We start from the raw sequence: 17,860 nt of genomic DNA on the forward strand, positions 1-17,860 counted from the left end.
TGGAGCCTGCTGGAAACGGCTCGGTTCGGTTGCCGCCTACGAGGGTGGCAAAATTTCGACCACCTCGGCGATGGTTTGGTGGTCGGTGGTGACCAGGCGATTCAGCCGCCCATACAAATCGGTCGTCCTCTCCAAACCTAACACATCCTCAAGGGCCGCATCGCTGCGAATGCGAAAGAAGCCTTGCAATTCACTACGGCGCGGCACGTTAAACCGCGCCAGCAAGCCGCCCAGGGGGTAACGGCAACTTTCTACCCAGGGCCGCACCTCGTCGGTGAAGACATCCAGGAAAATGCGGATCACCCCGAACTCGACCAGCAAGCCGTCGGGGCGAGTAAGCAACACCTTGCGCAACAGGCGCTCTTGCTCGCGCACCACGCTGAGCGCGCGCAAGTGGATCTCGGTTTGGTAATGGTCCTGCAGGCGCAGGGTCATGTCGCCCTCGTGAACCAGTAAATCGCGGTAGGGTTGCGGCATGGCTTGGCCGTCGATGGCGACCATCGCATCGAGGTTGAGGTCGAGTGCGTCGGCGAGGGTACTGAACATCGGTTGGGTATCCATATTGGTAATCATGTCCCGATTTACGGGAAGAATGAAATCATTGTTTCAAAGGCGGTGACATTTGAAAAGGAGGGGGTCGGGCAAGGTCGCGGCACCGAAAGTTAAAGAATTGTGAAAAAGAACGGGCAAAAAACTTGAAAACGGGTCATTTTTTCCCTTATATTAGGTCTCAACAATCCACTTCATTTGGCTTAATTTTCGCCGATCTATTATTTTTTCTGGGTGGCCCTGCCGCCGGACACCCGAAAGTGCTGTGCTTATGCTTCCTTCGTCCTTAAACATTGGTATTTTGTGCTGCGACCTCGAGCGCGGTCGTTTTTTGGTTGACCGTTTTCAGCAACTCCGCCTGGTTGCTACTGTTTTGACCCGTGAGACCTTACCTGATTGGTTGGAAAAACAGGCTAACACTTTGGTGGTTATTGATTTAACCGACCCGGATCAGCGAATGATCCACACCCGGACCGCGCTGGAGACAGCTAATTGTTTCTTTCGGCCGGTATTGTTGCTTTCGGAACGGGACCACGAAGCTTTTGAAGAGACCGATCCATTCCACTACCTGCACCCCGATTTCACCCTCCGTGAATTGCGGCTTTCCCTTGAACTGGCGTGTTTTCGCCATCGAGTGGAAGGCCAGACCGCCGACGCCGTCAAATTTAGTCAGATGGTGATGCAACAATCGGAGCAGGCGTTGATTCAGGTAGACGATTGTGGGGCCGTGGTTTACATGAACACCAAGGCGGAACGCTTGACCGGCTGGATGTTGCAATTGGCACGTGGTCGCCGGTTGATTGAGGTGTTTCGTTTGGCCGAGCCGGACCAAGTGGTGACTTTGGAGGCCATGTTGGCCGTGGGTGATTGCCACGAACACGACCCGGAAACCGTGATGCTTCATCCCTACGACGGCGAACCGCTCGAGGTCGAATGTCGGTGGGCGGCCGTTCTTCGCGTTGATCAATCGGTGTACCGTTACCTGCTGTCGTTTGATGCCGTGCCGATGCCGACCCCAATCCATGCCGGCCACAAGAAAACCAAGCAATTCCAGAGCTTGGCCCGCACCAGCTAAGCTTTCGGTTTAAGCGGAACCTCGCCCTTGAAGCGATAACCGACCCAATGGCGTGGTGCCAAATGCGAAACCCCGGCCCGGCGCGCCCCAACCGGGGCCGCACCACCCCATCCCTGGACCATGCTTTGAATAGAAGCCGGGCTTTTCCCGGCCACCCTGGACGAATCCTGAAGGGATTCCCTATGTTAGCCCCGGGTACGATCATTGAACATGGTCGCACCCTGGGTCTCAGGCGTTCACGGATGGTAAAACGCTGAAGGTGTTGACACGCGAGGCGTTGTCGCGCCATCCCTCAGGGTCAAATCGCCCACAATAAAAAGGGCTCCAACCTCGCGGGCGATTCATGATAATCTCACGACGCGTGCATCGCCGCGTCATTTGTGCCGGCGCGGTGAGCTTTACCTTTTTCCGGTTACCGGTTGATCGGAGCTTAAGTGTTCTTAACAAAAGTTTTCGCTTGTGAGGAGACGCGCCATCTACGAATACAAGTACATCAAACGGATCGAATTTCATGAGGCCGATCCCGCTGGGATTCTTCATTTCTCCAACTATTTTCGTTACATGGAACTCGCCGAACACGCGTTTTACCACGAGCTCGGCTTCTCCGGTTTTCGCCTCAAAAAGAAGAACAGCCATGGTTGGCCCCGTGTCAAAGCGCAAATGGATTACCTCGCCCCGCTTGCCTACGACGAGGAAGTCGAGGTCCATCTCGTTGTCGAAGAAAAACTGCGCAAGGTGTTGAACTACGTCTTTTTGTTCCGCCGTGTGTTCGACGGCCGCCTGGTGGCCAAGGGCCGCTTGACCGTCGTATTCGTGAGCGTCGACAACGATACCCGCAAGCTCAAAGCCGCCAAAATCCCCGACAAGCTGTACGACCAAATTAGTGAGGCGCCCAAGAAGCTGTTGGAAGCCGTGGAGTAACGGCCGGCGCTTGTCGCCACCGGATGTTGATCAGCCTGTGTCTGCCGAGGGGAGCGTTTATGCCGACCATGCCGCCGTTTTTTTCCGACCGCCACGCGCTCGAACACCACCAGCAAACCCGTCTGCACGCCATGTTGGGCCGACTCGCCGCGGACAATGCGTTTTACCGCGAGCGGGTAAACGCCTTTTTGGCGCGGTTCCCGGAAATGGGTTTGGCCGATTTTCGGCGCGCCTTTCCCTTTACCTTTAAGCGCGATTTGGTTGCTGATCAGCAGGCCTTTCCCCCCTATGGTCGCAACACAACCGAGCCGGCGCACCACTATACCCGTTACTGCCAAACCAGCGGCACCACTGGGGCGCCGTTGCGGTTATTGGATACCCCGGGGAGTTGGGATTGGATGCTGAGCCACTGGTTGCGCGTTTACGATGCCGCCGGGGTGCGGGGCGGCGAGCGCATCTTTTTCGCCTTTGGCTTCGGTCCCTTTTTGGGTTTTTGGACGGCCTTCGAGGCCGCCCAAGCCGGCGGGAACCTCTGCATCCCCGGCGGTGCTCTGAACAGTTTGGGCCGCTTGCAAGCGATGGCGGCCAACCAAACCACCGTTTTGTGTTGTACCCCGACCTACGCTTTGCGCTTGGGAGAGGTCGCCGCGCAGAACGACTTCGATCTGGACAGCATTCCCCTCAAGGTGATCATTGTCGCCGGCGAGCCGGGGGGTGCCATCCCCGCGACACGCCGGGCGATGCGCCAATTTTGGCGCGGGGCAAGGGTGGTCGACCATTACGGCATGACCGAAATCGGCCCGGCCGGTTATGAGAGCCCCCATGTCGAAGGGTTGATGCACATCATTGAAAGCGATTACCTGGTGGAAGTCATCGACCCCGTTACCGAGGCGCCGGCGTCCGCGGGTGAACGCGGCGAGCTGGTGCTCACCACGCTTGGCCGCGAGGCCGCCCCCGTGCTGCGTTACCGCACCGGTGATTTGGTCCAATTACAAGCGCCCGAGCCCCATTGGCAAACCATCGAGTGGGGTTTTCCCTGCGGAATTTTGGGTCGCGCGGACGACATGGTGGTGGTGCGCGGCGTCAACATGTACCCGGCGGCGGTGGAGGCGGTGGTGCGCCGCTTCGCGGTCGTGGCCGAGTACCGCGTACTCCTTGAAGAACGGGACGCCATGACCGAGATGCGGCTCCAAGTCGAACCCACCGACAACGCCGAGGGCGACTGGGTGGAAAGCTTGGGTGAGGCGCTCAAGGCTGAATTCGCGTTGCGGATCCCGATTGAGGTGGTGGCCAAGGGGACCTTGCCGCGCTTTGAACTGAAGGCGAAGCGCTGGACGAGGATGGGTTGATGCTGTCCATGTTTTAGGCATGGGTTGGTATCCGTTTTCTCTCAGGATATGAGGATGAAAAGAGGATGCGGGCGCGGTGAGGCGCCCTCTGTTGCGCTTACCCGACGCGGATGAAGCCGTGGCTTCGACGGTGCTGTATTGTTTGGGTTTCGGCATCCGAATGGAACCGATGAGACGGGGTTCGGTCTACCTAAACTGTCGAAAGCCCGGGGTTATCATGCCGGGAACCAATGGGTTCGGTGCTTGATTTTGAAACGCCGGGAAGCCGAATCGAAGTGACGGCCTCATCCGCGCCGGGAAGAGGGATCAGAGGGTGCCGGGGCGTGGCCGCATCCTCAAACCATCCGCACATCCTGAGAAATAAAGAATCCCAAACAAAGCAAAATTGAGTGCGGACCCGAACGAAAACCCCTGCCGGAAAAGGGCTTACCAAATCCTCAAACCATCTCGCAAAAAAAAACGACATCGCCTGCATCCATACCATCCTCGCCGGCGAAAGAGACTGGTAACGGTGGATGGCAATCGCACCGGGCCCGGGGCGGCCGACCCGGACTTCCCACCGCTTGCTGTCTCCATTTCCTGTCTTGTCTATTGATTGTCCAGCTTTTGTCAGGCGTTCTTCAGGGGCCCGGAACCCGAGCCGGGTGCGCGCTTCCCGGTTTTTCACTGTTTCTTGTCGATTTGCATAGGATTTTTGGAGGATAAGCGGCTACGATGATACCTGTTTCAATCTCCCCCGTTCTGCGCCATGCCATGCCCTACCCCCGCGGATCCCGCGAGATTGATCCATGCTCGTAAGCTCGCTCAGGGTTTTCGATACCACGGACCCCTTACCTGGAGTATCCATGAATGCCACCACCCCCTTGCTGCCTCGGGTTGCGCAGGGTGATCAAGGCGCGGTTAAAAAGTGTATCGACACTTACGGCGGTCTCATCTGGTCCGTCGCCAAACGACTGTGCCCCGCACAAGAAGCCGAAGACGCCGTGCAGGAGATCTTTATCGATCTATGGAAAAATGCCGGGCGCTTTGATGCCGAAAAATCCTCGGAAAAAACCTTTGTGGTGATGATCGCTCGACGCCGTTTAATCGACCGGCTCCGCCAACAAAAGCGGCGGCCCGAACAAGTCCAACTCGCCGAAACCGCCGAACCCGCCTACGCCGCCGGTTTGGAAGCTTCCGCCGACGCCACACGCGCCCACGAGGCCATGAACGACATGGGTCGCGAGCAGCGCAAAGTTTTGTACCTGTCCCTTCACCTCGGCATGAGTCATGGTGAAATCGCCGAAACCACCGGGGTGGCACTGGGCACCGTGAAGTCCCACATCCGCCGCGGCTTAGCCACGATTCGCGAGAAATTGGAACGGATCGGGAAACCAAAGGAAAGGAGGGCCGCTCAATGAACAACGAACGCCTTCTCGATATCTTGGTTGACCGTGAAACCGGTGACCTCGACCGCAAGGACCGCATCGCCCTCGCCGGGCTCGAACTGGATGCCTACGCTGAATTGGAAGACGAAATAGGTCTGGCCGTCGCCGCCGCCATGCTCGCCCACGAGGAATCCGAAGAAGAAAAATTACCCGCTGAACTGCACATCCACATCGCCGAAGACGCCAAAATGTTTTTTGCGGAAAAGAACCAAAAGGGCGCTTCGCCCAAGGATGAAGCCGACAACGGGGTCGTGACGCCTTTTCCGGCCAAAGAAACGGAAGCATCCAGCAGCGCCGGTATCATGACCAACATCATCGGTTGGTTGGTTGCAGCCGCCCTGGCCGCCTTCGCCCTGCTGCCGCGCGAGCCCAGTGCCGATCAAATCGCCGAAATTCGTACCGCGACCATCGCCGAGATGCGTCCGGCCTTGGAACAAGAGTTGCGCGCCTCGATTGAAGCCGCCAACCGGCCGCCCTCGCCGCTGGAACAGCGACAACAACTGCTCGCCTCAACCGATGCGACCACGCTGCCTTGGCAAGCGACCCCGGATCAAACCGCGACCGGTGCTTCCGGCGACGTGGTCTGGTCCGGCGACGCCCAAGAAGGCTACATGCGCATCCAAGGTTTGGCCGCCAACGATCCCAGCACCTACCAATACCAACTCTGGATCTTCGACGAAGAAGGGGACGAACGCTTCCCCGTCGACGGCGGCGTGTTTGACATGCCCGCGGGTGACGGCGAGGTTATCATCCCGATCGATGCCAAAATCGGTGTCAAAAAACCGGCCCTCTACGCGATCACCATCGAAAAACCCGGTGGCGTGGTGGTTTCCGGTCGCGAACGCATCGTCCTGGTCGCCAAACCCGGCTAAATCCAAATAGGTCCCATGTACTTTGCACGAGCGGGTTTCGGCCCGCTCGGTTTCGCTTGCCCCAAAGGCGGAGTGGCCGCGCTTGCCCTGAACCCCGTGTCGAAAAACCATCACCCCGATCAATTCCAGGAGAAGAAGCTTATGCCCCGTCTTTTTTCGCTGTTCGCCCTGCTTCTGTTCGGATTCCTGCAAGCACAACCTCCCGCCGGCGCCGAGCCCGGTCCGCCCCGGTTCAGCTTGGGCCTGGGTTTGCTCGTTAACGACAACGCCTATGCCGGCCAGGATTCCGAGGTGATCCCGATCCCGTTGCTGACCTACCGGTCGGGGCGCTTTACCTTTCAAGGGATCCGCGCAAGTTACGCTTTGGTGCAGTCCCGCAAACAAACCTTCGAATTCGCCCTGCAACCCCGTTTCGAAAGCTACGAGGAAGACGATTCCGAGGTGTTGCGCGGCATGGAAGATCGCGAAAAATCCCTTGATCTCGGCCTGGCCTATCAACGCAATTTCGGCCGTAACAGCTTGAATTTTGAGGCCATGTTCGATGTGTTGGACCGCAGCGGTGGTTACGAATTGGACCTGTCGCTCCAGCGAAGGCACCGTGCCGGGATGTGGATTCTGTCCGGCGACCTCTCCCTGGGTTACCGCGATAAAAACAACACCGATTATTACTACGGTGTCACCCTACCCGAGGCCCTGCCGACCCGGCCTTTCTATCAGCCGGATGCCGCCGTGATTCCCGCCGTCGGTGTGCAGGTGATTCGGCCCCTGGGTCGTTCCGGTTGGCAATGGTTGAGCATTTTTAACACCTCGTTTTTACCGAGCACCATCGAAGACAGCCCCATCGTCGATAAAAGCCGCCTTTCTACGTTCCTGACCGGATTCTCCTACCGCTTCAAATAAGATTGAATCCCGCGCCCGAATCCTGTTAGATACGGATTAAAACCAATCAACAGGGGGCACGGATGACCACATTGGAAACCGTGATGGCCGAGCTAGAGGCCAAGAGCAACGAGGACGCGTTGCGCATTTACCGCAACCAGGGCTACGAGGGCGAGGCCTTCGGGGTGCGTGTCGGCGAACTCAAAAAAATGGTCAAAGGGATCAAAAAAGACCAAGACCTGGTGCGCGCCTTGTTCGACACCGGCAACGCCGACGCCCAATATTTGGCGGGCCTGGCCGCCGACCCCAAAACCTTCACGGAACAAGACCTCGACGCCTGGGCCGACAGAGCCTTCTGGTTCTGGATCTCGGAATATTCGGTCGCGGGCGTGGCGGCGGAATCGGGCAACGGCTGGGACGTCGCGCTGCGCTGGATCGAGGACGACCGCGACCATGTCAGCGCGGCGGGCTGGGCCACCTTGACCCATTGCCTCTCGATCACACCCGACGACCAACTCGATTTCGCAACACTGGAAACCTTGCTAACCCGGGTCGGCGACACCATCCACGACTGCCCCAACCGAACCCGCTACGCCATGAACGGGTTTGTGCTCGGCGCCGCCGCCTTCACCATCCCACTGCTTGAGCAAGCCAAAACGGTGGCCGCCAAAATCGGCAAGGTTAACGTCGACATGGGCAAAACCCAGTGCAAAGTCCACCTGGCTACCACCTACATCGCCAAACTCGAAGAAAAAAACCGCCTCGGCCGCAAGAAAAAAACCGCCCGCTGCTAACGAAGACACCGGTGTGAAACGAATGCAGTTGATCATGATCAAAGGCGACGAAAAGGGGAAGGCAAGATGGCGGTAACACGGGTGCGACGCATCGCCCCACCCGACGATTTTCCCTACCCGAGCACCATCGCATACGGCCGGGACGCCTACGGCATTTGGCAAACGGTCGAGGTCGCCGGCGTGGACCAAACCTTCCGCTGGTGCCCACCGGGACAGTTCACCATGGGTTCGCCCGCGACGGAACATGGGCGATCAGACGATGAGGATCAACGGGAAATCACCCTCACCAAAGGCTTTTGGCTCGCCGATACGGCTTGCCCCCAGGCGTTGTGGTCGGCCGTAATGGGTGACAATCCCAGCCGATCCCCAGGCGAAGACTTTCCCGTTGAATCGGTCTCCTTTTTCGATGTGACCGCATTTTGTTCTCAGTGGCGGGCGCTAGGGCGGAAACCGAAACACCTTTTTCTTTCGGTGAAAGGATTGACACGGCTCAGGTCAACTTTGATGGACGATATCGGTATCGGCAAAACAAACCTGATCAAATTTATCGCGACCAGGTTGTTTCGGTTAAGGATCTGCCGTGTAATCCCTGGGGTCTCTATCAGATGCATGGCAATGTTTTGGAATGGTGCGCAGATTGGTACGGTTCTTATGACCCACAAGATGGTATGAATCCCGTCGGCGCCGCGGGAGGCGGCAAGCGCGTGGTGCGCGGTGGCAGCTTCTCCAACGGCGCGAGGATCTGCCGGTCCGCCTACCGGGGCGCGAGCGCGCCGGGCAGCACCTGGCAGTACCAGGGCTTCCGGCCCGCCGGAGGTTCCTAACCAGAAAAAAGAAAAGCGTGCTCGTGGGTGGGACAGGGACAGGCGTGCTCGAGACGACGGTCAGGTTCCCAAACACGATCACGGTCTCGGGCCGGCCGGATTAATCAATTCGCGACGCGAAAAATTACCGCGGGAACAGCGTGACGCGATGAGACGGAACCAACCTATGGTTCGCCAAAGGACGGTTCTAAATTTAAACAGTGTTGTTTTCCAAAGCAGCAATGGAGACAAGATAATTATCTGTGCTTGTTTGGCTGGATTCGGGTTTAGAAGAGGTAAGCTGCTTTTGAGAGACTTGACGGTTTACTGTGATTTTTTTTCAATAGACAGTTCTGTGATTGATATGTTGGAATCAGGCCTGCCTCGTTTGAGGCGCCCTAATCAACGACGAGGACAGACGGGGTTCGATTGTTCGCGTCTTCGTTTTCGTCACGCTATCGGTGATTGATTCCATGAAAAAGGTTATCGCGTTTCTTCTATTTCTATCTTCTCTGTCATTTGTGATGCTTGCGGACAGCACGCCCGACTGTCTTGACATTCTCGAGGAAATTTACGATTGTTCGGTACAGACCTTTCCGTCGCCATGTGATGAAGAAACCTGGGAAATGATCGAACGAGATTGGGCTGAATGCGAACTGCAAAACTACTGATCTTGGTATAGCGTTTAAAGCGCGACCCGGACTGGCTCCGGGTCTGTTTTGATTCAGCCAAAAGGGTTGTATTTATGATTGTTACGCTCTTTCTCCTTTCACTTTGCTTCTCGGATTTGAGCAGCGAAGCCTTCCCGTTGGATGATTACTTTGTCCAAAACCTTCATGGTGCCGCACAAAACGGAAACCATCTTGCCGTGCTCAACTTTTCTCAGATGAAAACCAAATTGTGCTTGATTGATCTCGAAGCCGGCCAAGTCCATGAAATCGACGACCCACGATTGAAAATTTTTGCCGCCAGAAAGGTCTTTCCTTACAAAGACGGCTTTTTAGTTATGAAAAACAAGCTTGCCTATTATGTAACCGCCCAGCGCGAATTCAGAGAAACGATTAAGCTCGAATCATTTAAGGGACGCCCGGCAAGTATGCTTTGGTATGGTACCCAAGCTTTAGCAGAGGGCCGGTTTCTTTGTCGCTTTAAGGACGAAGAAGGGCTGCATATCCTGTCCTTTCTTGACTTAGAAAGAAAAGAATTTTTGCCGGTGCACCAATTTCAATCCGAAAAGCACCACACGGTATATTTTTATGCGAATGGCGAGGCCTTCTTTGCGTTGCACAGTAAAACCGGTTCCGTGGTTGAATATGATGCTACCTTCCAAAAAGTACAGCGCCACTTGCCTGAACGTGAACCGGTGCAACGAAAAAAGTCCAGCCGGCAGTATCGAAGGAACCCCTTCGAATCGCTGATTCACGGGGTTTTTGCGGATGCCCATGCCGTGTACTTCGATCTATATCCCAGGGACTCGGTATCTGGCGAGGTCACGCGCAAACGCTACAAGCTCGAAAACGGCAAGCTGTTTCCCGTTAGCGACAGCCTCATTGTCCTGGCCCGCCACCAGGACAAGCACTTGGTGTTTGACACCGAGGAAGGTATGTTCACAATGCGGACAGGCACACCTTAATCGGTTCCATTCACCGCGGTAAATCTTCCTAAGCGACCAAATCGAAGCGGCGTAGCCACGCCAAGGTGCGTTGCCACAAGCGGTTACCCCGTTTCGGGGTGGTGAATCCGAGCAGGTGGCGCAATACCGCCTGGCTGAGTTGTTTGGTGTCGCTGAAGCGTTCCTCGTGGTTGGGATGCATGGCCCTTAGGACCACCGCGTCTAAATCCGGTGCGATCCATTCGCCAACCGGGATGCCCTGCATGCGTCGTGCTTTGGTTAAACCGCGCAGACGCGCGCGGCCTTTTTCGTTGATGCGCAGCAGCTTGAGCGAGGTGCTCGGTGCCAGCACCGCTTGTTCGCGGCGTTTGTGGACCAAGTCGTAGGTGGAAACGCCCTCGAACGGGTGAATCCCGCACAGCAATTCGTAGAGCACCACGCCCAGCGCGTAGATGTCGCTTTGGTGGTTAAAGCCTTCGCCGCCCAGCAGTTCGGGGGCGGCGTATTCACAGGTCAACATGCTCGGTTGTCCGTGGATCCAGTCGCTATGGTAGGGATTCAGTTGGGCCAAGCCGAAATCGATCAGTTTGATCCGGCCTTCCGGGGTGACCAAGATGTTGTCCGGTTTGAGGTCGAGGTGGATCAGGCGCTGCTGGTGTAGATCGCCCACCGCCGCGCACAATTTGCGGAACAAACGCAGCCGTTGCAGCAGGTCCAGTTGGTGCCGGTCGCAGTGGTGCAATAAGGAATCGCCCGCGATGAATTCCGTTGCCACGTACAATTGCCCGCCGGGGAGTTGGCCCGCGTCGTGGAAGCGCACCACGTTGGGATGGTCGAGGCGCGCCAGCAGGTTTTGTTCGCGCAAAAAGTGTTGCCGCCATGAGACGTGGGCCGGCCCGGCCTTGAGGAGTTTGAGTGCGACCGGTTGGTTGGTCGCGCGGCAACGCGCGTAATACACCTTGCTGCTGCCGCCGCGCGCCACCACGCCGCCGAGTTGGTAGCGGTCGGTCAAGGCCGCGATGCCGCCGCGGGTTTCGTGGGCGTATTCCACATCGAGGTTGCTGCACAGCACCGAATCAACTTCATCTAAACCAAGTAAAGCCAGGCACTGGGCCAGGATTTTGGGCTGGTTTCGGCAGCGGTTTTCTAGGAACAGGCGCTGCTGTTGGGGTGGATAATCGAAGGCGGCTTCGACCAGGTTGTCCACGGTGGCGTCGGGATCGGCTGGGATGGGACGGGCGGTGTTCATCCTTGCTCCTTTAGGTTGGACCGGGCTAGCCCGAATTTCTCACCAGTTTTCGTCGCGAGCGTGTCAAAAAGTTTGGTAGCACAAGGCTTGCGACCGAAACCGGACACAGGGGTCCGACCATTCGGCGTAGCAGCGCTACGTCGAAGGCCGGTTCTCACCGTTGCCATGCAACGGTGGGAGCAAACGCGGTGATAGCAAGGTTTTTGGCTCGCGAAGCAGGATACAGGTGAGAAATGCGGGCTACGCGCTTTGTTTTTCCTCGGCGTTGGGATCGCCGGGGCTCAAGCGGGGTTCCAGGTATTGGCGGGCCAGTTGCCAGTCGCGCAGCACGCAGGCGCGGGAGACGTCGAGGATTTTGGCGATTTCCTTCACCGTGAACCCGGCGAAAAACCGCATCTCCAAAACCTTGGCGGCGCGCTGGTGCCGTTTCTGCAAAGCACGCAAGCCCTCGTCAATACTCAGCAAGGTTTCGGGCTGAACTGTTTCACCGTTGGCCAATTTAAAGAAGTTGGGATCGTCAATCGATTGCATGGGTTTGCCGTGGCCGCGTTTGGCGGCACAGCGGTAACGGGCCTCGTCCACCAAAATGCGGCGCATCAAGGCGCTGGAAAAACGGAAAAAATCGGTGCGGTCTTGAATATCGTAATGGGCCGCTTGTTGCAGGCGCAGGTAGAGTTCATTAATTAATGCGGTCGGCTGGAGCGCGGAACGGTTTTCGCCGTACAGGTGGGCGTTGGCCATGCGGCGCAGGTCGTCATAAACAAGGGGGATCAGTTGCGACAACGCCTCGGGACAACCTTGTTGCCAGTGGTTGAGCAAACGGGTGACGGGACCGGGTTGGTTGTCCGGGCTGGGGGTCGACTGCGTCATGGGAACCTCTCTTCAAATGATGGATAAGCGGGAAAATAAGCTAGGCATAGGAGAAACCGCGTGGTTTGGTGGTGTTTTTACGACGAACCAGGACAAAGGTTTGGTCGTGAAAAATTTCAGAAAACCAGGGTTTCCGTCTGGCAATGAACCGTTGGGCCGGTGGTTTCAGGTTTTCGGGCGGCAATGGGTGAAACCAGGGGCAGGGAGGCGGGCCTTCGGTTATGGGGTTACGCGCAAAACATGATGCAATCCGGGGACGGATCTTAAGAAAAAGGATGAGGAGATTAGCCTTCATCATGGTTACACCGGAACCTTGGGTAGCGGTTCCACGAGAAACAGATTGAAAGTTTGAACGTTTGGTTAAATTGAGATTTTAAAAACTTCGGTTTTTGAGGCTTGGTGAGTTGTTGTGAAGTTTTTTAAGGGAAAATTTCACTTGAGAGATTTTGCATTTGGCAGTAGGATGGTGCCTAACCTTTAACCCATAAAGACTAAGCAAACTCCCGTGGGATAGTGTCCTTACTTCCTTCGTTCTCGTCCTCGTTCTTTTCTTCGATGGTGTTTGGTGCCGGAGAATTCTCCCTCTTCGGCACCCTTTTTAACCCTCTTTTTCTATCGAACGAATGGAGCGAAACGGACGGTACTTTTAAGAATTGGGCCGCTTCTCGGAATCGCCGCGGGATGGCAAAATATTCGGTGATTCGGCCGAGGTTCGTGATCATCAAGAACGCTTCCGCCGCTTAATGCCGAGTGATCAGGTTCGGATCGTCCTGAATCAAAGGCTTTTGCCGACCTTGCCATGGACTCAATTAGGGATGCGCCGCGTGCAGGCCTTCGCGGTGAAGGCAGCAATGAATTAAAAAAAGCATACTAAGTAACGCGCGGGTTGCGGGTTTTTGTGTTTTCGTGACCCTCTGTATCGGTCAGAAAAGGTGTCTTTCTTTCGTCACTTTGTTGTTTGACCTAAGGCGAGCCTTGTTTTTAATGCCCGACGCTTAGCCGTTCTTGCGCTTTGATAAGTTGCCGTATGTTATCAAGAGTTGGACAAAAAAGGTTCCTCGTTTACTTGAATTTTACCTGGCTTTTTCTCGAGGATGCGGCGCGGGATCATCCTTGGTTTCCCGGTAAATTTTTGGTTGCCGCGTTCTTTGTGGTACCTGGGAAGGCGGCCCCTTCGTCGGGAACCCTCATACTGAGTGTTGGGTCACCCGAATAGGGGTTTCCCTCCGTTTGAGGTGCGCCGGTGGGAGAAATCCATCCCCAACCCGGCTATTTTTTCCAAGTTCCACGGGCTTCGGTTAGAATACCGCCGGACCGCCGCCACGGAGTTGTTGTTTTGACCGCTGCTTTATCACCGCCCAACCCCGCCGACCACCCGCCCGGCGATCCGCCCTTTTTGCAAATCAAGGACGGGGATCGCCTGATTTCCTTGGTGGGCCTCACGGATCACGACACCGCCGACTTAGAAGCCGTGGACCAAAAGATCGCCGCGCTCAATCCCGATACCGTGTGTGTCGCTTTGTGCGAAACCCGCTTCAAAATCCTTACCGACGATCTGTTTTGGCGTCGCCTCAAAGTGATCGACGTCTTGCGTCAAGGCCGCTTTTTGATGTTGCTGGGCAATGTGGCCGCCGCCTGGTTTCAACACCGGCAGGGCAAAGATGTGGCCGTGCGGCTGGGTCAGGAAATGCTGGCGCGCATGGAGGTGGCGCAGGAAATGGGCGCCAAGTTGGTTTTTGGGGAGCGCGATCTCCAGGTGACCCTGAAACGGAGCTGGCGGGAACTGTCACCCAACCGCCGTGCCAAAACCCTGTTGCAACTGTTGCGTGCCCTGGTTTGGCGCCGCAAGCCAGACAGCCTACCCGCCGAATCGATGCACGGCGCCCTGCGTGCCCATTTGCCCGAGGTCGCCCAACCCTTTTTTGACGAGTCGGATCAATATTTAATGGACTCGATTCGCCGCGCCGAGGGCGACCACGTGGTGGCCTTGATTCCGGCCGAACGCTTGGCCGCGGTGGCCCGCCACTTCGAAACCCCGGTTGATCGCGATGCCCTTGCCGGTATGCCGCAACCCCCGTGGTGGGTACGGGTGTTCCCTTGGATGGTGAGCGCGCTCCTCATCGGCTTGTTGGTCTATGGGTTCTTTGGCCGCGGTGACCTATCCTTTCGTGAAATTCTGTTGACCTGGGCCATTCCCAATTGGCTATGCACGGGGTTGTTCATGCTCCCGGCGCGTCCCACCTTGGCCGCGTTTACGGCGGGTTTGCTGGTGACGCCTTTTACCGTTTTAAGTCCGCTCCTGCGTACCGCGGTGGTGGTGGGTTTGGTCGAAGGTTGGCGTCGGCGGCCGCGGGTGACCGATTGTGAACGCATCCCGATCGACCTCAGCAGCGTGCGCGGTATCTATGCCAATCCCTTGACCCGCACCCTGCTCGTGGTGGTGATGAGTCACCTTGGCTCCAATCTCGGGAACTACGTCGGTGCCTTTTTGTTGTTCCGTCTCTTGACCTAACGCACCGATTGGGAAGGGTGATCGCGACCCCGTATGCCGCGGAAGTCGGATGATTTGCCAAATAATGTGAATTTTCCCATCGCCGGCGAATCTTGCTTCGGTTATGAATTCTCTCGCTCCAAGTCGCGGCCTCAGGTTAGAATCGAAAAACCCGTTGCACGCATCTGTTGTCTTTGCCCAACGCGGGCTGTGCCCGGCGCTTCCCATGAGGCGGTCGGCGAGTCGCGGCGTCCGTTGGGCTTTGGTTCGGGATGATGGGTTTCGGGTTGGCGCTTGGGGACGTCACGCGGAAGGTGGGCGAATGAGGATGGCCACTCGGAGACGGCGAGGCGGGTTATGAGATCGCGCAAGGACTTGTTCCTAGGATTTTTTTTGGTGTTGGTGCCGGCGTTGCTGGTCACGCTTTGGCATGCCCGCGTTGCCTATCAGAACGGCCGCCACATCGAGCAATTAAACGATCCGCGTTTTCAGGTGTTGGAACAGACCTACCAAATGGAGCAGCGCCTGCGCGCGTTGCACGATCATTTTGTGAACCCCGAGCCGGTTGACGACCAGCGTTTAATGGATGCCCGTGCCCGGATTCTCGCCGTGGAGGAAGCTTTTGCGCGCCTCGAGTTGGCGGCGCGGGATCGCGATGTGTTTCAGATTCACAAAGAAGCCTCCACCTTTGCCCGCCACGGGATGGAATGGCTGTCGGATCGTCGTACGACCGAAATCGACCCCGCCGACCCGCGCCGGGCCGAACTGGACGCCCTTGCCGATGGTTTGATTGATCGGGTTTCGGCGTTTCGCACGCGGCGCGCCGCGGCATTTTCAGAGCGCATGGCCTGGATCAGCGCCGAGACGGAATCGGCACGGTTCCATTCCATTTTGTCGGTATTGGCGGTGTTGTTGTTTGGGGGTTTTGCCGCCTATCGCTACGGTGAACAGTTCAACCGCAAGAGTTTGGCCCTGACCCATGCCCACATGGCCCTCGAAAACCGTTTTCAAGAGATTTGCCAGGTGAATAAACGGTTGGAAGAGGAGGTGGGGGAGCGGGGTCATGTGGAAGAGAAGTTGCGCCAGAGTTTGATGATTGAAGAGGCGGTGGCGCGTATTTCCAACCTGTTTTCCACCATTCACTATCCCGACTTGCGCCAAGCGGTGCGGCTTCTGGGCGAGGTGACCGGGACCCATCTCGCCTTTGTCGGTATTTTTAACCAGCAGGACAAAAGCGTTAGCAAAATCCTGGAGTGGACTTGTCCCGACGTCGCGGTGACCGTTCCCGATCCCGTTGAGTTAGACCTGACCCGGTTCCCCCGCTTACACGAACGCATCGTGCGGCGCCGGAAAATCGTGGTTGACAATTGCACCGACCTGGAAAAGGGCATGGAGCCGGCGGCGGCCTTTATGGAAGCGCTGGGTCTCCGTGCCTTGCTGCTGATGCCGGTTGCGGCCAAGGAGCGCGGTAGTTGGGGTTACATCGGGATTGCCGATTTAACCGGCTGTCGGTATTGGGGTGAAGACGACAAACGCATCGTGCGCACGGTCGGCGCCATGCTGGCCAATTTCCTGGGACGCAGCCATGCGGAAAAACAGTTGAAACACGATGCGGCCCACGACGGCCTGACCGGGCTGCCCAATCGCGGCTTATTGATGGATCGTTTGGCCCACGCGGTCGAGCGCATCAAACGCCATCCGGAAGAACGTTTTGCCCTGTTGGCGCTCGACCTCGACCGCTTCAAACCGGTCAACGATTCTCTGGGCCACCTGCTCGGGGACAAATTGTTGGTGGCTGTCAGCGAACGTTTGCAAAATTGCGTGCGGCGGATCGATACCTTTGCGCGCGTGGGAGGCGATGAGTTTCTGGTGCTGTTGGAGGATTTGGAAGGGGACCGTGAGGCCGAGGATTTTGCTCAGGCGATGCTCGACGCCTTGGCGGTGCCCTTCGAATTAGACGGCCACGAGGTGTACATATCGGCCTGTTTCGGGATCGCGGTGTGGCGCTCGGATTACCCCAGCGCGGAGGAACTGATCCGCGACGCCGATGTGGCCATGTACCGCGCCAAATCGATGGGAAAAGGCCGCGTGGTCTTTTTCGAGAAGTCCATGCAAACCCACACACCCGGGACCTTGGCCCTGGAAACGGATCTGCGGCGTGCGCTGGAACGGGGCGAATTCCACATGTTCTACCAGCCGATTGTCAGCTTGGAAACGGGTGAGATCGCGGCCTTTGAATCGCTGTTGCGCTGGGACCACGGTCGTCACGGCATGATTCCCCCGGATCGCTTCATTAGCATGGCCGAGGACATGGGCACCATCGTCGAGGTCGGTCAGTGGGCCTTGGAACAGGCCTGCACCCAGCTTTCGGCTTGGCATCAAATGGGTTTTGACCAACTGAGCGTCTCGGTCAATGTCTCAGCGCAGCAGTTTTACCATCAGGATCTCAACGGCGTAATCCGCGGGGTGCTGGCACGTACCGGGTTACCGCCCGAACTGCTGAAACTGGAACTTACCGAAAGCATTTTGATGGAGAACGTGGCGGCCAATGTGGCCATGCTCCAGTCGCTCCGAGATATCGGCGTCCAAATCATGATCGATGATTTTGGGACCGGCTACTCTTCGCTGAGTTACCTGCACCGTTTCCCGCTGAACTCGTTGAAAATAGATCGCTCGTTTGTCAAAGACATCCCCGAGAATCAGGAAAACGCGGCCATTACGGCGGCGATCCTGGCCATGGCGGATCAGTTGGGATTGAGTGTGGTCGCGGAGGGCATCGAAAATGAGGCCCAGCTTCTGTATTTATGGGACAAACACTGCCATTTGGTGCAGGGCTACTTATTCAACCAACCGCTGACCCGGGATCAAGCAACCGCGGCACTGTACAAACGGGAAACGGTGGCCTTGTTTAGCAAACTCACGCAAGCGGTGGGGCCCAGCCTTTCCTAAACTTGCTCTTGAAAGCAATG

Annotated in this window: 14 protein-coding genes; 11 read left to right on the plus strand and 3 right to left on the minus strand. The window is 56.9% G+C overall.

Annotated elements, in window-relative coordinates:
* Nucleotides 1-36: 36 nt before the first annotated feature.
* Nucleotides 37-561, minus strand: a complete 525-nt coding sequence (locus J3U88_RS08715) for a hypothetical protein (RefSeq protein WP_207856465.1) — start codon at nucleotides 559-561, stop codon at nucleotides 37-39.
* A 259-nt stretch (nucleotides 562-820) separates the two neighbouring features.
* On the opposite strand from J3U88_RS08715, the gene J3U88_RS08720 reads away from it, so the two are divergent.
* The 9 genes from J3U88_RS08720 (at nucleotide 821) to J3U88_RS08760 (ending at nucleotide 10,302) form a co-directional block, all read left to right on the plus strand.
* Nucleotides 821-1,624 carry a PAS domain-containing protein gene (locus tag J3U88_RS08720; protein ID WP_207856466.1) on the plus strand — a complete coding sequence of 268 codons (804 nt, stop codon included), beginning with the start codon at nucleotides 821-823 and terminating at the stop codon, nucleotides 1,622-1,624.
* A 459-nt stretch (nucleotides 1,625-2,083) separates the two neighbouring features.
* Nucleotides 2,084-2,545, plus strand: coding sequence for a thioesterase family protein (locus tag J3U88_RS08725; protein WP_207856467.1), 462 nt, complete (start codon nucleotides 2,084-2,086; stop codon nucleotides 2,543-2,545).
* 59 nt (nucleotides 2,546-2,604) lie between these two features.
* Nucleotides 2,605-3,894: a phenylacetate--CoA ligase family protein gene (locus J3U88_RS08730; RefSeq protein ID WP_207856468.1), complete on the plus strand. Its 1,290-nt coding sequence runs from the start codon at nucleotides 2,605-2,607 to the stop codon at nucleotides 3,892-3,894.
* Nucleotides 3,895-4,739: 845 nt separating this feature from the next.
* Entirely contained in the window at nucleotides 4,740-5,294 is a 555-nt protein-coding gene (locus J3U88_RS08735; protein ID WP_207856469.1) for an RNA polymerase sigma factor, read from the plus strand.
* On the plus strand, nucleotides 5,291-6,193 hold the full coding sequence (locus tag J3U88_RS08740; protein ID WP_207856470.1) for an anti-sigma factor: 903 nt from the start codon (nucleotides 5,291-5,293) through the stop codon (nucleotides 6,191-6,193). Before J3U88_RS08735 ends, J3U88_RS08740 begins: the two co-directional genes overlap by 4 nt.
* Before the next feature lie 141 nt (nucleotides 6,194-6,334).
* Entirely contained in the window at nucleotides 6,335-7,093 is a 759-nt protein-coding gene (locus J3U88_RS08745) for a MipA/OmpV family protein (RefSeq protein WP_207856471.1), read from the plus strand.
* Nucleotides 7,094-7,155: 62 nt separating this feature from the next.
* Nucleotides 7,156-7,866, plus strand: a complete 711-nt coding sequence (locus tag J3U88_RS08750) for a DNA alkylation repair protein (protein WP_207856472.1) — start codon at nucleotides 7,156-7,158, stop codon at nucleotides 7,864-7,866.
* Nucleotides 7,867-8,294: 428 nt separating this feature from the next.
* Complete coding sequence (locus tag J3U88_RS08755) at nucleotides 8,295-8,690, plus strand: formylglycine-generating enzyme family protein (protein ID WP_341535170.1); 396 nt, start codon at nucleotides 8,295-8,297, stop codon at nucleotides 8,688-8,690.
* 724 nt (nucleotides 8,691-9,414) lie between these two features.
* On the plus strand, nucleotides 9,415-10,302 hold the full coding sequence (locus J3U88_RS08760) for a hypothetical protein (protein ID WP_207856474.1): 888 nt from the start codon (nucleotides 9,415-9,417) through the stop codon (nucleotides 10,300-10,302).
* Nucleotides 10,303-10,330: 28 nt separating this feature from the next.
* Here the strand turns inward: J3U88_RS08760 and J3U88_RS08765 are convergent, their stop codons facing one another.
* Together J3U88_RS08765 and J3U88_RS08770 are read right to left on the minus strand one after the other, a co-directional pair.
* Nucleotides 10,331-11,530, minus strand: coding sequence for a serine/threonine protein kinase (locus tag J3U88_RS08765; protein ID WP_207856475.1), 1,200 nt, complete (start codon nucleotides 11,528-11,530; stop codon nucleotides 10,331-10,333).
* A 240-nt stretch (nucleotides 11,531-11,770) separates the two neighbouring features.
* The gene (locus tag J3U88_RS08770; protein WP_207856476.1) at nucleotides 11,771-12,400 is read right to left on the minus strand and encodes an ECF-type sigma factor; all 630 of its coding nucleotides are present in this window, start codon (nucleotides 12,398-12,400) and stop codon (nucleotides 11,771-11,773) included.
* 1,336 nt (nucleotides 12,401-13,736) lie between these two features.
* Between J3U88_RS08770 and J3U88_RS08775 the strand changes: the two genes are divergently transcribed.
* Nucleotides 13,737-14,912 carry a hypothetical protein gene (locus J3U88_RS08775; protein ID WP_207856477.1) on the plus strand — a complete coding sequence of 392 codons (1,176 nt, stop codon included), beginning with the start codon at nucleotides 13,737-13,739 and terminating at the stop codon, nucleotides 14,910-14,912.
* A gap of 336 nt (nucleotides 14,913-15,248) precedes the next feature.
* Nucleotides 15,249-17,840 carry a putative bifunctional diguanylate cyclase/phosphodiesterase gene (locus tag J3U88_RS08780; RefSeq protein ID WP_207856478.1) on the plus strand — a complete coding sequence of 864 codons (2,592 nt, stop codon included), beginning with the start codon at nucleotides 15,249-15,251 and terminating at the stop codon, nucleotides 17,838-17,840.
* The last annotated feature ends 20 nt before the right edge of the window (nucleotides 17,841-17,860 follow it).

Origin of the sequence: Acanthopleuribacter pedis, assembly GCF_017377855.1 — a bacterium.
GTDB lineage: Bacteria > Acidobacteriota > Holophagae > Acanthopleuribacterales > Acanthopleuribacteraceae > Acanthopleuribacter > Acanthopleuribacter pedis.

Coding starts and splice junctions, on each gene's coding strand:
- J3U88_RS08715 (WP_207856465.1), bottom strand. CDS start 561: ATGGATACCCAACCGATGTTCAGTACCCTCGCCGACGCACTCGACCTC.
- J3U88_RS08720 (WP_207856466.1), top strand. CDS start 821: ATGCTTCCTTCGTCCTTAAACATTGGTATTTTGTGCTGCGACCTCGAG.
- J3U88_RS08730 (WP_207856468.1), top strand. CDS start 2,605: ATGCCGACCATGCCGCCGTTTTTTTCCGACCGCCACGCGCTCGAACAC.
- J3U88_RS08735 (WP_207856469.1), top strand. CDS start 4,740: ATGAATGCCACCACCCCCTTGCTGCCTCGGGTTGCGCAGGGTGATCAA.
- J3U88_RS08740 (WP_207856470.1), top strand. CDS start 5,291: ATGAACAACGAACGCCTTCTCGATATCTTGGTTGACCGTGAAACCGGT.
- J3U88_RS08745 (WP_207856471.1), top strand. CDS start 6,335: ATGCCCCGTCTTTTTTCGCTGTTCGCCCTGCTTCTGTTCGGATTCCTG.
- J3U88_RS08750 (WP_207856472.1), top strand. CDS start 7,156: ATGACCACATTGGAAACCGTGATGGCCGAGCTAGAGGCCAAGAGCAAC.
- J3U88_RS08760 (WP_207856474.1), top strand. CDS start 9,415: ATGATTGTTACGCTCTTTCTCCTTTCACTTTGCTTCTCGGATTTGAGC.
- J3U88_RS08765 (WP_207856475.1), bottom strand. CDS start 11,530: ATGAACACCGCCCGTCCCATCCCAGCCGATCCCGACGCCACCGTGGAC.
- J3U88_RS08770 (WP_207856476.1), bottom strand. CDS start 12,400: ATGACGCAGTCGACCCCCAGCCCGGACAACCAACCCGGTCCCGTCACC.
- J3U88_RS08780 (WP_207856478.1), top strand. CDS start 15,249: ATGAGATCGCGCAAGGACTTGTTCCTAGGATTTTTTTTGGTGTTGGTG.